At 60.2% G+C, this 15236-nt stretch carries 14 protein-coding genes and 1 tRNA gene; all 15 read left to right on the top strand.

Going from position 1 to position 15236, the window contains the following annotated elements; all coding sequences use genetic code 11:
* A partial coding sequence (locus VLJ37_12880) for an elongation factor Tu (GenBank protein HSA60567.1) occupies positions 1 to 175 on the top strand: 175 nt, incomplete at its 5' end.
* Positions 176 to 213: 38 nt separating this feature from the next.
* Positions 214 to 363 (top strand): 50S ribosomal protein L33, encoded by a 150-nt coding sequence (rpmG, locus tag VLJ37_12885; protein ID HSA60568.1) that lies wholly within the window; start codon positions 214 to 216, stop codon positions 361 to 363.
* Positions 364 to 391: 28 nt separating this feature from the next.
* Positions 392 to 464: transfer RNA gene (locus VLJ37_12890), tRNA-Trp, on the top strand.
* A 42-nt stretch (positions 465 to 506) separates the two neighbouring features.
* On the top strand, positions 507 to 884 hold the full coding sequence (gene secE / locus VLJ37_12895) for a preprotein translocase subunit SecE (protein ID HSA60569.1): 378 nt from the start codon (positions 507 to 509) through the stop codon (positions 882 to 884).
* 28 nt (positions 885 to 912) lie between these two features.
* The gene (nusG, locus tag VLJ37_12900; protein ID HSA60570.1) at positions 913 to 1443 is read left to right on the top strand and encodes a transcription termination/antitermination protein NusG; all 531 of its coding nucleotides are present in this window, start codon (positions 913 to 915) and stop codon (positions 1441 to 1443) included.
* 46 nt (positions 1444 to 1489) lie between these two features.
* Positions 1490 to 1924 carry a 50S ribosomal protein L11 gene (rplK, locus tag VLJ37_12905; protein HSA60571.1) on the top strand — a complete coding sequence of 145 codons (435 nt, stop codon included), beginning with the start codon at positions 1490 to 1492 and terminating at the stop codon, positions 1922 to 1924.
* A gap of 33 nt (positions 1925 to 1957) precedes the next feature.
* On the top strand, positions 1958 to 2656 hold the full coding sequence (gene rplA, locus VLJ37_12910) for a 50S ribosomal protein L1 (protein HSA60572.1): 699 nt from the start codon (positions 1958 to 1960) through the stop codon (positions 2654 to 2656).
* Positions 2657 to 2668: 12 nt separating this feature from the next.
* Positions 2669 to 3184 carry a 50S ribosomal protein L10 gene (gene rplJ, locus VLJ37_12915; protein HSA60573.1) on the top strand — a complete coding sequence of 172 codons (516 nt, stop codon included), beginning with the start codon at positions 2669 to 2671 and terminating at the stop codon, positions 3182 to 3184.
* 22 nt (positions 3185 to 3206) lie between these two features.
* Positions 3207 to 3587 carry a 50S ribosomal protein L7/L12 gene (rplL, locus tag VLJ37_12920; protein ID HSA60574.1) on the top strand — a complete coding sequence of 127 codons (381 nt, stop codon included), beginning with the start codon at positions 3207 to 3209 and terminating at the stop codon, positions 3585 to 3587.
* A gap of 141 nt (positions 3588 to 3728) precedes the next feature.
* Positions 3729 to 7838 carry a DNA-directed RNA polymerase subunit beta gene (gene rpoB, locus VLJ37_12925; GenBank protein ID HSA60575.1) on the top strand — a complete coding sequence of 1370 codons (4110 nt, stop codon included), beginning with the start codon at positions 3729 to 3731 and terminating at the stop codon, positions 7836 to 7838.
* A 12-nt stretch (positions 7839 to 7850) separates the two neighbouring features.
* Positions 7851 to 11960: a DNA-directed RNA polymerase subunit beta' gene (gene rpoC / locus VLJ37_12930; protein HSA60576.1), complete on the top strand. Its 4110-nt coding sequence runs from the start codon at positions 7851 to 7853 to the stop codon at positions 11958 to 11960.
* Positions 11961 to 12081: 121 nt separating this feature from the next.
* The gene (gene rpsL / locus VLJ37_12935; protein HSA60577.1) at positions 12082 to 12453 is read left to right on the top strand and encodes a 30S ribosomal protein S12; all 372 of its coding nucleotides are present in this window, start codon (positions 12082 to 12084) and stop codon (positions 12451 to 12453) included.
* Between the two features lie 8 nt (positions 12454 to 12461).
* Positions 12462 to 12932 (top strand): 30S ribosomal protein S7, encoded by a 471-nt coding sequence (gene rpsG / locus VLJ37_12940; protein HSA60578.1) that lies wholly within the window; start codon positions 12462 to 12464, stop codon positions 12930 to 12932.
* Positions 12933 to 12990: 58 nt separating this feature from the next.
* On the top strand, positions 12991 to 15078 hold the full coding sequence (gene fusA / locus VLJ37_12945) for an elongation factor G (GenBank protein HSA60579.1): 2088 nt from the start codon (positions 12991 to 12993) through the stop codon (positions 15076 to 15078).
* An 11-nt stretch (positions 15079 to 15089) separates the two neighbouring features.
* Positions 15090 to 15236 (top strand): GTP-binding protein (locus tag VLJ37_12950; protein HSA60580.1); only part of this gene is annotated, 147 nt, incomplete at its 3' end.

Raw genomic sequence — 15236 nt, forward strand, 5'->3', positions numbered from 1 at the left:
CGTGACGGGCGTGTGCACGTTGCCCGCGGGAGTGGAGATGGTGATGCCCGGGGACCGAGTGACGATGGAAGTGGAGCTGATCACGCCGATCGCGATGGACAAGGAGCTGAGGTTCGCGATCCGGGAAGGCGGGCATACCGTCGGGGCCGGCGTCGTGGCGGAGGTCATTGAATGATGTAGGGGCGATCCTTGTGATCGCCCGCAGAGGAGTTTATGCGCACAATTATCCAAATGGAATGCGGCGAATGCAAGCGCCGGAATTACTCGACGACCAAGAACCGCACGAAGACCCAGGGCAAGCTGGAGATGAAGAAGTTCTGCCGGTTCTGCCGGAAGCACACGCCGCACAAGGAGACCAAGTAGTCGCCGGTGCGAATCCTGCCTCCCCTGTAGGGGAGTAGCTCAGTTGGTAGAGCACCGGTCTCCAAAACCGGGGGTCGCAGGTTCGAATCCTGTCTCCCCTGCTGAGGAGGCAGGATGGGACGAAACGAGGTTGAGGTTCTTCGATGATGCAGACGCAGAAATGGGTCAATCTGGGCTTGTTGGTGGCCGCTGTGCTGGGTTTCTTGTTCCTGAACCAGCTTTTGGGGTCGCTTTGGGGATTGGCGAGACTGCCGGTCAATGAGGATTGGCCGCTGGAGCCGGCGCAGATTTTGGCATTTGCAGCCGTCGCCGGTCTGGCCTTGTGGGGGCGCCGCTACCAAAGGGCGAATGTTTTCTTCAATGAAGTGGTTTTGGAATTGTCCAAAGTCACCTGGCCGGTGCGGAAAGAGACTGTCTCTTCGGCGGGCGTCGTGATTGTCCTCATCGGCATCGCGACGGCGATCCTGTTTGTCATCGACCAGATTTGGCGGATGGCGATGAAGGGGCTACTGGCGTTCTAGCAGTCAAAGATTCGGGAGATTTGTTCGTATGGCGCAACATTGGTATGTCGTTCACACCTACTCGGGTTTCGAGCAAAAGGCCAAGAAGGCCTTGGAGGAGAAGGTCAAGGCCATGGGCAAGCAGGGGGTCATCACCGAGGTGCTGATCCCTTCCGAGAGCGTGGTCGAGATGAAAAAGGGCGTGAAGAAGACCACCTCCCGCAAGATATTCCCCGGGTACCTCCTCGTGAGGATGGAGCTCGACGACGAAACTTGGCACCTGATCAAGAGCGTTCCCAAGGTGACGGGCTTCGTCGGCGGCACGAAGACACCACCGGTCGTGCCCGACGAAGAGGTGCAAAGGATCACCCGGCAGATCAGCGAAGGGACGCTCCGGCCGAAGCCGAAGGTGACCTTTGAAAAGGGCGAGAGCGTACGGGTGATCGACGGGCCTTTCACGAATTTCAACGGGATCGTCGACGACGTGAAGCCGGAGAAGGGCAAGGTCAAGGTTCTGGTCAGTATTTTCGGCCGCTCGACGCCGGTCGAACTGGATTTTATTCAGGTTGAAAAGAATTAAAGACTATGCTTTAAAGCGCGACCTTTGATTTTAAAGAGATTTTTCTATGGCACCACCGAAGAAAATTCAGGCCCAAGTCAAGCTGCAAGTGCCCGCGGGACAAGCCAATCCGGCCCCTCCCATCGGTCCCGCCTTGGGTCAGCACGGCGTGAATATCATGGAGTTTTGCAAGCAATTCAACGCCAAGACCCAGAAGACGGAGCAGGGCCTGATCATACCCGTCATTCTCACCGTCTATCAGGATCGTTCCTTCACCTTCATCATGAAGACCCCGCCGGTCTCGATTTTGATCAAGAAGGCGATCGGACTGGCCAAAGGGTCCTCCAACCCGAACCGGGAAAAGGTGGGGGCCTTGAGCAAGGCGCAGGTGACGGAGATCGCAAAGCAGAAAATGACGGATTTGAACGTCAACTCCCTGGAAGCCGCCATGCGGACGGTCGAGGGCACGGCGCGCAGCATGGGGGTCGATATAAAGGGGTAGGGGCGAACCCCGTGTTCGCCCTTCTTATAAGGTATGCCTGGAAAAAAATATAAAACGGCGTTGGCCAAGGTGGATCGGACGAAGCGTTACCGTTTGGACGACGCCTTGGGTTTGTTGGGTGAAACCAAGTGCGCCAAGTGGGACGAGACGGTCGATGTGGCCGTGCGTTTGGGAGTCGATCCGAAGCAAGGCGATCAGATGGTGCGCGGCATCGCGGCCCTGCCGCACGGTTTGGGCAAGAAGATCCGCGTCGTCGTGTTCGCCAAGGGCGACAAGCAGAAGGAAGCCAGGGAGGCCGGAGCGGACGAGGTCGGGGCCGAGGATTTGATCGAGAAGATCGACAAGGGGTGGCTCGAGTTCGACAAGGCGATCGCGACCCCCGACATGATGGGCGTGGTGAGCCGTCTCGGCAAGGTCCTGGGGCCCCGGGGATTGATGCCGAATCCCAAGCTGGGAACGGTCACCTTCGATTTGGCCAAGGCGGTCAAGGACGTCAAGGCCGGCCAGGTGGAATATAAGGTGGACAAGGGCTCGAACGTTCACGTCCCCGTCGGCAAGGCTTCCTTCGGCAAGGACAAGCTCAAGGACAACATCGTGGCCCTCTTGGAGTCGATCCTGCGGGCCAAACCCTCGACCTCCAAGGGGACTTACCTGCGCAGCGTGACGGTCTCGACGACGATGGGGCCCGGGATCAAGCTCGATACGGGCGATCTGCAGACCATCGCCGAATAGAAGGGTGTTTTTATGAGAAAGAGCGAGAAGGCTGTCCTCATCGAAGGCCTTTCGGAAAAGTTGAAGGCCGCCAAGGCGATCATCATCGCGGAGTACCGGGGCCTCAAGGTTTCCGAGCTCACCGAGATCCGGCGTGAGCTCAAGAAGAACGCCGGGAGCTTCAAGGTCATCAAGAACCGGTTCGTCAAGCGGGCGATCGCGGGCACCGACTGGGCCGCTCTCGAAAGTCATTTGAAGGGGCCTATCGGCGTGGCCTCGAGCGATCAGGATCCCGTGATCCTCTCCAAGGTGGTGACCAAGTACGCGGAGACCTTCCCGGCCTTCAAGGTGAAGGCGGGCGTCATGGGCGGGAGGCTTCTGGACGTGAAGGGGATCGAGGCCCTTTCGAAGCTGCCGTCCAAAGAGGAATTGTACGCGAAGTTTTTGGGTACGTTGCAGGCCCCCGCCACGAATTTGGTGCGCGTGCTGCAGGCGGTCCCGCAGAAGTTGGCCCTGGCGCTCAAGGCCATCTCGGAAAAGAAACAATAATTGAATTTCTAAGGAGGCAGTTATGGCAACAGCAAGTCGTGCGGACATCGTGGAATCCCTCAAGGCGATGCCGCTTCTCGAAGTGGCCGAGCTCGTCAAGGAACTCGAGCAGGTCTTCGGCGTTTCGGCCGCGGCGCCCATGGTGGTCGCCGGAGCGGCCGGAGGAGCGGCCGGCGCGGCGGTTGAAGAGAAAACCGAGTTCACCGTCGTCCTCGCCGCCGCCGGAGACAACAAGATCAACGTCATCAAGGAAGTGCGCGCATTGACGGGTCTGGGTCTCAAGGAGGCGAAGGATCTGGTCGAAGCCGCCCCGAAGACCTTGAAGGAGGGCGTGTCGAAGGAAGACGCCCAGAAGTTCAAGGAGACTCTGGAAAAGGCGGGCGGCAAGGTCGAGATCAAGTAGGGGCGGGGTCCAGCAGGCAGCTGCTGGCTTCGCCGGGCTCGCCGGCTTGGCCGGCGAACGTCAGAACCAAGACCCGTTTTTGGGAACCGGGGAGGACTTGCGTCCTTTCCGGTCTTTCCCTTTTGATTGAGGAGGCCTCTTGTGACGATCACCATTCACGACAGGATTTCGCGCAAAAGCTACGCCAAGATCGATGAGATCATCCCCATACCGAATCTCATCGAGATGCAGAAAAAATCCTATCGTGACTTTCTCCAGTCCATCCAAGACCCGGAAAAGAAGGGCCTGGGCGGTCTGCAAAACGTCTTTAAGAGCGTTTTTCCGATCCGCGATTTCAACAACACGGCCTCACTCGAGTTCGTCAATTACCACCTCGACAAGCCCAAGTACGACGTTCCGGAATGCCGCCAGCGCGGCATGACCTACGCCGCGCCGATGCGCGTCGTCGTCCGCCTGGTCGTGTGGGACGTGGATGCCGAGACCGGCGCCCAATCCATCCGTGACGTGAAGGAGCAGGAGGTTTACTTCGGAGAAATCCCCCTGATGACGGAAACGGGGACGTTCATCATCAACGGGACCGAGCGCGTGGTCGTGGCCCAGCTGCACCGCTCCCCCGGCATCTTCTTCGAGCACGACAAAGGCAAGACGCACGCCTCGGGCAAACTCCTCTATTCGTCCCGCATCATCCCGTACCGCGGCTCCTGGCTGGATTTCGAGTTCGATCCCAAGGACATCCTCTATGTCCGCATCGACCGGCGTCGGAAGATCCCCGCGACCGTCCTGCTGAAGGCCCTGGGCTATTCGGTCGAAGACCTGCTCAACTATTTTTATCAGAGCGAAAAGGTGACGTTCGAAGGCAACAAGATCCACAAGAACGTCGTGCCCGAGCTGCTGCGCTACCAGCGGGCGTTCAAGGACATTAAGAACCCCAAGACGGGCGACGTCCTCATCAAGGGCGGCAAGAAGTTCAACCGCGTGATCGTCGAGAAGCTCGTCGCCGCCAGGATCAAGGAGATCCCCATCGAGGATGAGGAGATCATCGGGAGGGTCTCGGCCCATGACGTCGTCGACAAGGGGACCGGAGAGGTCGTGCTGGCCTGCGGCGAGGCCTTGACCGAGGAAAAACTCGAAGAGATCCGCAAGCGCAAGGTCGACCACGTCAACCTCCTCTACATCGATCATCTCAACGTCGGGCCCTACATCCGCAACACGATCACGATCGACAAGATCGCCACGCAGGAAGAAGCCCTGATGGAGATCTACAAGCGCCTGCGCCCGGGCGATCCGCCGACGCCGGATTCGGCCCGCAAATTCTTCGACAACCTCTTCTTCAATCCCGAAAAGTACGACCTGTCGCGGGTCGGCCGGCTGAAGATCAACCACAAGTTCAATTTCGAGGTTCCCGTCGAGGTGACGACCCTGAGGAAGGAAGACATCCTGGAATGCGTGAAGTACCTCTGCAACCTCAAGGACGGAAAAGGCCAGATCGACGACATCGACCACCTGGGCAACCGGCGCGTGAGATCGGTGGGCGAGCTCTTGGAAAACCAGTACCGGATCGGGCTCGTCCGCATGGAGCGGGCGGTCAAGGAGCGCATGAGCCTCCAGGACGTCGAGACCCTCATGCCGCACGACCTCATCAATCCCAAACCGGTCAGCGCCGTCATCAAGGAGTTTTTCGGATCGTCGCAGCTCTCGCAGTTCATGGACCAGACGAACCCGTTGTCCGAAATCACGCACAAGCGCCGCCTTTCGGCCCTGGGGCCCGGCGGCCTCACGCGCGAGCGTGCCGGCTTCGAGGTGCGCGACGTCCACGCCACGCACTACGGACGGATCTGCCCGATTGAGACGCCCGAAGGACCGAACATCGGCCTCATCGCGTCGTTGTCCTCCTACGCGCGCGTGAACGAGTACGGTTTCATCGAGACACCCTATCGCAAGGTCGAGAGCGGCCGCGTCACGCAGGAGGTAGTGTATCTCTCGGCGTTGGAAGAGGAAAAATACACCATCGCCCAGGCCAACGCCGCCATGGACAAGAAGGGGCATTTCACCTCGGACCTGGTCTCCTGCCGCAAGACGGGCGAATTCATGATGATGCCGCCCTCCGAGATCCAGCTGATGGACGTGTCCCCCAACCAGCTCGTCAGCGTCGCGGCGGGTTTGATCCCCTTTCTCGAGCACGACGACGCCAACCGCGCCCTCATGGGATCCAACATGCAGCGCCAGGCGGTTCCCCTCATCAAGACGTCCGCGCCGCTGGTCGGCACCGGTCTCGAGAGGATCGTCGCCCGGGACTCGGGCGTGACCGCGATCGCCCGCCGGGACGGCTCGGTGGCTTCGGTCGACGCGATGCGCATCGTGGTCAAGCCCGACAAGGTGAACCGCAAGGCGGGCGAGTCCGAGATCGACGTCTACGACCTCACCAAGTACCAGCGGTCCAACCAGAACACCTGCCTGAATCAGAAACCGATCGTCCGGAAGGGCGACCGGGTCAAGGCCGGGGACGTGATCGCGGACGGTCCCGCGACCGAACTGGGGGAGCTGGCCCTGGGCCAGAACGTGCTCGTCGCCTTCATGCCTTGGGGCGGCTACAACTTCGAGGATTCGATCCTGGTCTCGGAACGTCTGGTCAAGGACGATGTCTTCACATCGATCCACATCGAGGAGTTTGAGTGCGTCGCCCGCGACACGAAGCTGGGCAAGGAAGAGATGACGCGCGATATCCCGAACCTGGGCGACGAGGCCCTGGCCAATTTGGACGAGGGCGGCATCGTGCGCATCGGCGCCGAAGTGAAGCCGGGCGATATTTTGGTCGGCAAGATCACGCCGCAGGGCGAGACCCAGCTCTCTCCCGAGGAAAAGCTCCTTCGAGCGATCTTCGGCGAGAAGGCGGGCAACGTGAAGGACACCTCCCAGCGCGTTCCCCCCGGCGTCTTCGGCACCGTCATCAACACCCAGGTCTTCTCCCGCGAAGGGTCCGACCTGGACGAGCGGGCCAAGGAGATCCAGGACAAGGAAACGCAGAAGTTCGTGAAGGACCGGGAGGAGGAGGTTCGCGCCATCCGCGAGGGCATGAGGAAAAAGCTCAAGGCCCTGCTGGTCGGCAAGGCGGCCACCTCCAAGATCGTGGACGAGGAAACCGACAAGGTCCTCCTCGCCAAGGGCAAGGTGATCACCGACGCCGTTCTCGAATCGATCCCTTACGACAAGTGGTCGGAGATCAGCATCGGGGACGAGGACGCCGAGGAGCAGGTCGCCGAAATGCTCGAAACCCTCGAAGAGCAGGAAGAGCTGGTCAAGATGGTGTTCGACCAGAAGGTCTCCAAGCTCCACAAGGGGGACGAGCTTCCCCCGGGCGTCATCAAGATCGTCAAGGTCTACGTGGCCATCAAGCGGAAGATGGCGGTTGGCGACAAGATGGCCGGGCGCCACGGGAACAAGGGCGTCATCTCCCGGATCCTTCCCGCCGAGGACATGCCGTATCTCGCCGACGGGACTCCGGTGGATCTCGTTCTCAACCCGCTGGGCGTTCCGTCCCGCATGAACGTGGGCCAGATTCTGGAAACCCATCTGGGATGGGCGGCCCGGGGCATGGGCGAGAAGATCGGCGAAATGCTGGACACCGGCTACAGCAAGGAAGCCCTCAAGTCCATTTTACGGAAGGTCTACTCCTCCAAGAAGTTCGACGAGGCGCTCGACGACATGTCGGAAAAGGAGATGAAGCGCTTCGCCGCCGTCCTCCGGAACGGCGTTCACCTGGCGACGCCCGTCTTCGACGGAGCGAAGGAGGAGGAAATCCAGGAAGCCCTGGGGATCGCGCAATTGCCGGCCACCGGCCAGACGGTTCTCTTCGACGGCCGCACGGGCGACGCCTTCGATCACAACGTGACCGTCGGCGTCATGTACGTCCTCAAGCTGCACCACCTGGTCGACGACAAGATCCACGCGCGGTCGATCGGCCCCTATTCGCTCGTCACCCAGCAGCCCCTCGGCGGCAAGGCCCAGTTCGGCGGGCAACGGTTGGGAGAAATGGAAGTCTGGGCGATGGAGGCCTATGGAGCGGCCTTTACGCTACAGGAGTTCCTGACCGTCAAGTCCGACGACGTCATCGGCCGGACCCGGATGTATGAAATGATCGTGAAGGGCGAAAAAGGATTCGAGCCCGGGCTTCCGGAGTCCTTTAAGGTTTTGACGAAGGAACTGCAGGCGCTTGGTCTCAACGTCGATCTTTTGGAAGAAATGCCCGAATAACAGGATAAAACTATGACGGATATCTTCAGCTTTTTCGAAAAACCCAAGGATCCCTTCGTCTACAAGGGCGTGCGCGTCACCATCGCCTCCCCGGATAAGATCCGGGAGTGGAGCCACGGCGAGGTCAAAAAGCCCGAGACGATCAACTACCGGACCTTCAAGCCGGAACGGGACGGCCTTTTCTGCGCGAAGATCTTCGGCCCGGTGAAGGACTTCGAGTGCAATTGCGGCAAGTACAAGCGCATGAAGCACCGCGGGATCGTCTGCGAAAAGTGCGGGGTCGAGGTCATTTCGTCCCGCGTCCGCCGCGAGCGCATGGGGCACATCACCCTGGCGACCCCGGTCGCCCACATCTGGTTCTTGAAGAGCCTGCCGTCCCGCCTCGGGACGATTCTCGACATGACGCTCAAGGACCTGGAAAAGGTCCTCTACTGCGAATCCTACGTCGTCACCGACCCGGGCAATACCGAACTCAAGGAAGGGGAGGTCGTTCCCGAGTCCAAGTACCAGAAGCTCCGCTCGGACTTCGCCAACAAATTCAGCGCGGGCATCGGGGGCGAGGTCGTGCGGGATCTCTTGAGGAAGATCGATCTTCAGGATTTGACCAAAAAACTGCGCAAGGAGCTGGGGGCCACCAAGTCGGAGGCGACCAAAAAGAAGGTGGCCCGGCGGCTCAAACTCGTCGAGTCCTTTATCGACTCGGGCAACAAGCCCGAATGCCTCATGATGGAGGTGATTCCCGTCCTGCCGCCCGACTTGAGGCCTCTGGTCCCCCTGGACGGCGGCCGTTTTGCCACGTCCGACCTGAACGACCTCTACCGCCGCGTCATCAACCGGAACAACCGTTTGAAGAGGCTGATGGAGTTGAACGCCCCGGACATCATCATCCGGAACGAGAAGAGGATGCTGCAGGAGGCCGTCGACGCCCTCTTCGACAACGGCCGGCGCGGCAAAGTCTTCACCGGCCCGAACAAGCGCCCCTTGCGCTCCCTCTCCGACATGCTGAAGGGCAAACAAGGCCGTTTCCGCCAAAATCTGCTCGGAAAGCGCGTCGACTATTCCGGCCGATCCGTCATCGTCGTGGGTCCCGAGCTCCGTCTGCATCAGGCCGGTCTCCCCAAGATCATGGCCCTCGAACTCTTCAAGCCGTTCATCTACCAAAAGCTGGAGGAGAAGGGGTTCGTCTCGACCATCAAGGGCGCCAAGAAGATGGTCGAAAAGGAGCGCCCCGAGGTTTGGGACGTGCTGGAAGAGGTCATTCAAGAGCATCCGATCCTCCTGAACCGCGCCCCCACGCTGCACCGGTTGGGCATTCAGGCCTTCGAGCCGATCCTGATCGAGGGAAAGGCCATCCAGCTGCATCCGCTCGTCTGTACGGCCTTCAACGCCGATTTCGACGGAGACCAGATGGCCGTTCACGTGCCTCTGGCCGTGGAGGCGCAGATCGAGGCCCGGGTTCTCATGATGAGCACCAACAACATCCTCTCCCCGGCGAGCGGGAAGCCGATCATCGTGCCGTCCCAGGACATGGTTCTGGGCATCTATTACATGACGCGCGAAGTCCCCTTCGCGCGCGGCGAAGGGAAAATCTTCTCCTCGCAGGACGAGGTGCGCATCGCCTATGACGCCGGCGAAGTGGATCTCCACGCCAAGATCAAGGCCCGCATCAACGGGAAGCGCTATGACACGACCGTCGGCCGCGTCCTGCTCTTTGAAATCATTCCGGAGGAAATGTCCTTCGACATGATCAACAAGGTCATGGACAAGAAGTCCATCGCCGACCTGATCGAGGATTGCTACCGCCGCTCCGGCAACAAGGCCACCGTGCTCTTGGCGGACCACCTGAAGGACGTCGGATACCGTCAGGCCGCGAAGGCCGGAATTTCCGTGTCGATCGGCGACATGAAAATTCCGACCGGCAAACAGAAGCTCCTGGACGGGGCCTATAAGGAAGTCCGGGACATCGAGAGCCAGTATCAAGACGGCCTCATCACCTCAGGCGAAAAGTACAATAAAGTCATCGACATCTGGGCGCAGACGACCGAGGAGGTCGCCCGCGAAATGTTGAACGAAATGTCGCGCGAGGTGATCGAAGGGGAAAAGGGCGAGAAGAAGGAGATCTTGAGCTTCAACCCGATCTTCATCATGGCCGACTCGGGAGCGAGAGGTTCCGCCCAGCAGATGCGTCAGCTGGCCGGCATGCGCGGATTGATGGCGAAACCCTCCGGCGAAATCATCGAGACGCCGATCACGGCGAATTTCCGGGAGGGATTGACCGTCCTCCAGTACTTCATTTCCACTCACGGGGCGCGGAAGGGGTTGGCCGATACGGCGCTCAAAACCGCCAACTCCGGTTATCTGACGAGACGCCTCGTGGACGTCGCCCAGGACGTGACGATTCTCGAAAAGGACTGCGAGACCGTCGACGGCATCGAGGTCGGGGCCCTGGTCGAGGGCGGCGAGATCATCGAGCCCATGGGAACGCGCATTCTGGGACGCGTCGCCCTGGAAGACATCAAGGACCCGTTCACGGGCCAGATGCTCGTTCCGGCCGGCGAAGAGATCCGGGAAGAGCATTTGGCGCGCGTCGAAAATTCGGGACTGGAAAAGGTCAGGATCCGTTCCGTTCTCACGTGCGTGAGCCGGCGCGGCGTTTGCATCAAGTGCTACGGTCGCGACCTATCCCGGGGGCATATGGTGAACATCGGCGAGGCGGTCGGCGTCATCGCCGCCCAATCCATCGGCGAGCCTGGAACTCAGCTCACGATGCGGACCTTCCACATCGGCGGCGCGGCGTCCCGGCGCGTCGAGCAAAGCTCCCTGGAGGCGCGCAGCGAGGGCGTCGTGAAGTTCCACAATCTCAAGACCGTCGTGAACAAGGAGAAGGGGCTCACCGTCATGAACCGGAACGGCGAGATCGCCCTCATGGACGACGAAGGACGCGAGCGCGAGAAATATCAGGTCATTTACGGCGCCAAACTGCTCGTCAAGGACGGTCAGAAGGTCAAGAAAGGCGCGATGCTCGCCGAATGGGATCCGTACACGACGCCCATCTTGACCGAGGTGGGAGGCACGGTGAAGTTCGGGGATGTCTTGGAAGGCGTTTCCATGCAAGAACAGGTGGACGAGGTGACCGGCCTCTCCCGCAAGGTCATCACCATCTCAAAGGATCCGAACCTGCGGCCCCGCGTTTCGATCAAAGACAGCCACGGAAAGACCCTCAAGATTCCGGGGAGCGAGCGCGAGGCGCGCTATCTCTTGCCGGTCGGCGCCAATATCACCGTATCCGAAGGCCAAACCCTCGAGGCCGGAGACATCCTCTCCAAGATACCGCGTGAAACGACGAAGACCAAGGACATCACCGGCGGTCTGCCCCGCGTGGCGGAGCTCTTCGAGGCCCGCAAGCCCAAGGAAACCGCGATCATCAGCGAGATCGACGGTCATGTGACGTTCGGCAAGGACACGAAGGGCAAGCGCAAGGTCATCGTGAAGCCGGAGGTGGGAGAGCCGATGGAATACCTGATCCCGCGCGGCAAGCACATCGGCGTCCACGAGGGCGATTTCGTCCGCGCCGGCGAGCCGCTCATGGACGGCGCCGCGAATCCTCACGACATCCTGAAGGTGCTCGGGGTCAAGGCCCTGGCGAAGTATCTCGTCGACGAAATCCAAGAAGTCTACCGTCTGCAAGGCGTCAAGATCAACGACAAGCACATCGAGGCGATCGTCCGGCAGATGCTGCGCAAGGTCCGCATTTCGGATCCGGGGGACACGATGTTCCTGGCCGACGAACAGGCGGATCGCCATGTCTTTGACGAAGAGAATGAGCGCGTCCGGAAGAAGGGCGGACAACCGGCCGCCGGCGAGCCCCTGCTTCTCGGGATCACGAAGGCATCCCTGTCGACCGAGAGCTTCATCTCGGCGGCTTCCTTCCAGGAAACGACGCGCGTGTTGACCGAGGCCGCCGTTTCGGGCCGGGTCGATTATCTGAGGGGATTGAAGGAAAACGTGATCATGGGCCGCTTGATTCCGGCGGGTACGGGCTTGGGCCGGTATAAGGAGCTGAAAATCGAGGTCAAGGAGGAAGGCGCCGGGATGGAGATGGTGAGAGGCGCGACCGCCTAGCCTCCCAGCGGTGTGATTTCATTGACAGTGACAAGGGGCTTCTGATAGTAAAAGCGACCTTTTTATCGAGAAGGGGTAACCGGGCTAAAACCCGCGAGATTTCAAAGGGATAGTGAATTGTATGCCAACGATTAACCAACTGGTCCGAGAGGGACGACAAAAGCCGCGGTGGAAGACGACCGCGCCCGCCCTGATGGGATCGCCCCAGAAGCGCGGGGTCTGCGTGCGCGTCTACACGACGACGCCTAAGAAGCCGAACTCGGCCCTCAGAAAGGTCGCGCGCGTGCGCCTCACCAACGGGATCGAGGTCACCGCCTATATCCCGGGCGAAGGGCACAACCTCCAAGAGCACTCGGTCGTGCTCGTGCGCGGGGGGCGTGTCAAGGATCTGCCTGGCGTGCGCTATCACATGGTCCGCGGATCTCTGGACGCCTCCGGCGTCGAGAAGCGCCGCAAGAGCCGGTCCAAGTACGGGGCCAAGAGGCCGAAGTAGGAAAATTTATGTCGAGAAAAGGACCCCCATCCAGACGCGAAATCCTGCCGGATCCCAAGTATAAGGACAAGCTCGTCTCCAAGCTCGTGAACAAGATCATGCTGGACGGCAAGAAGCCGGCGGCGGAATCCGTCGTCTATCATGCCTTCAACTTGATCAGCGAAAAGTCCAAGGACGACCCCCTGAAGATCTTCAAGGAGGCCCTCGAAAACATCAAGCCTCTGCTGGAGGTCCGGTCCCGCCGTGTTGGCGGCGCTACCTACCAGGTGCCCATGGAAGTTCGCTCGGAGCGCAGGGTTTCCCTGGGGTTGCGCTGGCTGGTCCTGTTCGCACGCGAGCGGGGTGAAAAGTCCATGGAAGAGAAGCTGGCGGGCGAGATCCTGGATGCCCAGCAGAAGCGCGGTGGTTCGATCAAGAAACGCGAGGACGTTCACCGGATGGCCGAAGCCAACCGGGCCTTCGCGCATTATCGATGGTAAATTGGACCTCCCCATTCCCCTCCGTCATAAGGAGGGGTGAGGGGAGGTTGGTTTTTTTATGGCACGTGAGTCGTTACAACTCGAGAAGACGCGGAACATCGGGATCATTGCCCACATCGATGCGGGCAAGACGACGACCACCGAGCGCATCCTCTTTTACACCGGCATTACGCATAAGATCGGTGAGGTGGATGAAGGCACGGCCACCATGGATTGGATGCCTCAGGAGCAGGAACGGGGCATTACGATCACGTCCGCGGCGACAACCTGCTACTGGAAGGGGCATTGCATCAACATCATCGATACGCCCGGCCACGTGGATTTCACCATCGAGGTTGAGCGCTCCCTCCGGGTTTTAGACGGCGCCGTCGGCGTGTTCTGCGGTGTCGCCGGCGTTCAGCCGCAGTCCGAAACCGTCTGGCGGCAGGCGAATCGTTACGGCGTTCCACGCATCGCCTTCGTCAACAAGATGGACCGCGTCGGAGCGGATTTCTTCAAATGCGTCGATTCGATGAGAAGCCGCTTGGGCGCCAATCCCGTACCGTTCACTCTTCCGATCGGCGCCGAGGATTCCTTTCGGGGGGTCATCGACCTGGTCGCCATGAAGGCCCTCTATTTCGGGGAAGACTCCCAGGGGCTCGACGTGTCGGTTGAAGACTTGCCCCAAGACCTTCGGAAGCTGGCCGAAGACTACCGGGAAAAAATGGTCGAGGAGATCAGTTCTCATGACGAGGTCTTGATGTCGATGTATCTGAATGGGACCCCGATTCAGCCCGGGGACATTCTCGGAGCGGCCCGGCGGTCCACGATCGCCATGAAGATCACCCCGGTGTTCTGCGGTTCGGCCTTCAAGAACAAGGGCGTGCAGCCCCTGCTCGATGGTGTCACGCGGTTTCTTCCGTCTCCGCTCGATGTCGCGGCCGTCCAGGGATGGGTGCCCGGCCACAAGGAGAAGGTGTTGACCCTCAAGGCGGACCCCGCGGCGCCGTTCGCGGGATTGGCCTTCAAGATCATCACGGATCCTTTCGTCGGAACGCTGACTTATGTCCGCGTCTACTCGGGGGAATTGCAGGCCGGGAGCTACGTTTACAATTCAGGGAAAGGCCGGAAGGAACGTGTGAGCCGGCTCCTCCGGATGCATGCCAACAAGCGTGAAGAGGTTGAGAGGGCCGGCGCGGGAGACATCGTGGCCGTCGTGGGGTTGAAGCACGCGGTGACGGGGGACACGCTCTGTCAGGAGAATCACCCGATCGTCCTTGAGTCCATGGAGTTTCCGAATCCGGTCATTTCAGTGGCGATCGAGCCCAAGACCAAGGCCGATCAGGACAAACTTTCGGGGTCTCTCGCCAAGCTGGCCGCGGAGGATCCTTCTTTCCGGGTCAAGGTGGATCCCGAGACGGCCCAGACGATCATTTCCGGGATGGGCGAGCTCCATTTGGAAATCATCGTCGACCGGCTGATGCGCGAGTTCAAGGTCGGAGCGAATGTCGGCAAGCCCCAGGTGGCCTACCGCGAGGCCCTTCAATCCTCGGCGGAGTCGGAAGGCAAGTATATCCGTCAAACGGGCGGCCGCGGCCAATTCGGTCATGTTTGGCTGCGCGTCTCACCGCGCGAGCGCGGAGCGGGATTTGAGTTTGTCGACGACATCGTGGGCGGGGCGATTCCCAAAGAATTCATTCCGGCCGTGAGAAAAGGGATTGAGGAAGTCATGGAGACCGGTGTTCTGGCCGGCTATCCCATGGTCGACGTCTCGGCCAGCCTCTTCGATGGTTCCTTTCACGAAGTCGATTCCTCCGAGATCGCCTTTCGGCTTGCGGGCGCCATCGGCTTCAAGGAAGCCGCCAAAAAAGCAGGCGTCATTCTCCTGGAGCCCATCATGAAGTTGGAGGTGACCGCCCCCGAGGAATATCTGGGCGCGGTCCATGGGGATTTGAACGCGCGGCGCGGCAAGATCCTTCATTCCGAGATTCGGTTGGGCGCCCAGGTCATTGATGCGGAGGTTCCGCTCGCGCGCATGTTCGGTTATGCCACCGACCTGCGGTCCATGACCCAGGGACGGGCCATTTTTACGATGGAATTTTCGCATTACGAAGCGGTTCCTAAGAATATCGCGGAAGAAATCATCGCCAAGTCGCAAGGACGATAACGGGAGGGCTTATGGCAAAAGAAAAATTCGAGCGAACGAAGCCGCACGTGAACGTTGGGACGATCGGGCACGTGGACCACGGGAAGACGACATTGACGGCGGCGATCACGAAGGTGCTGGCGGCGAAGGGGAAGGCGAAGTTCATGGCGTACGATCAG

Source organism: bacterium, assembly GCA_035454885.1.
Lineage (GTDB): Bacteria > UBA10199 > UBA10199 > JACPAL01.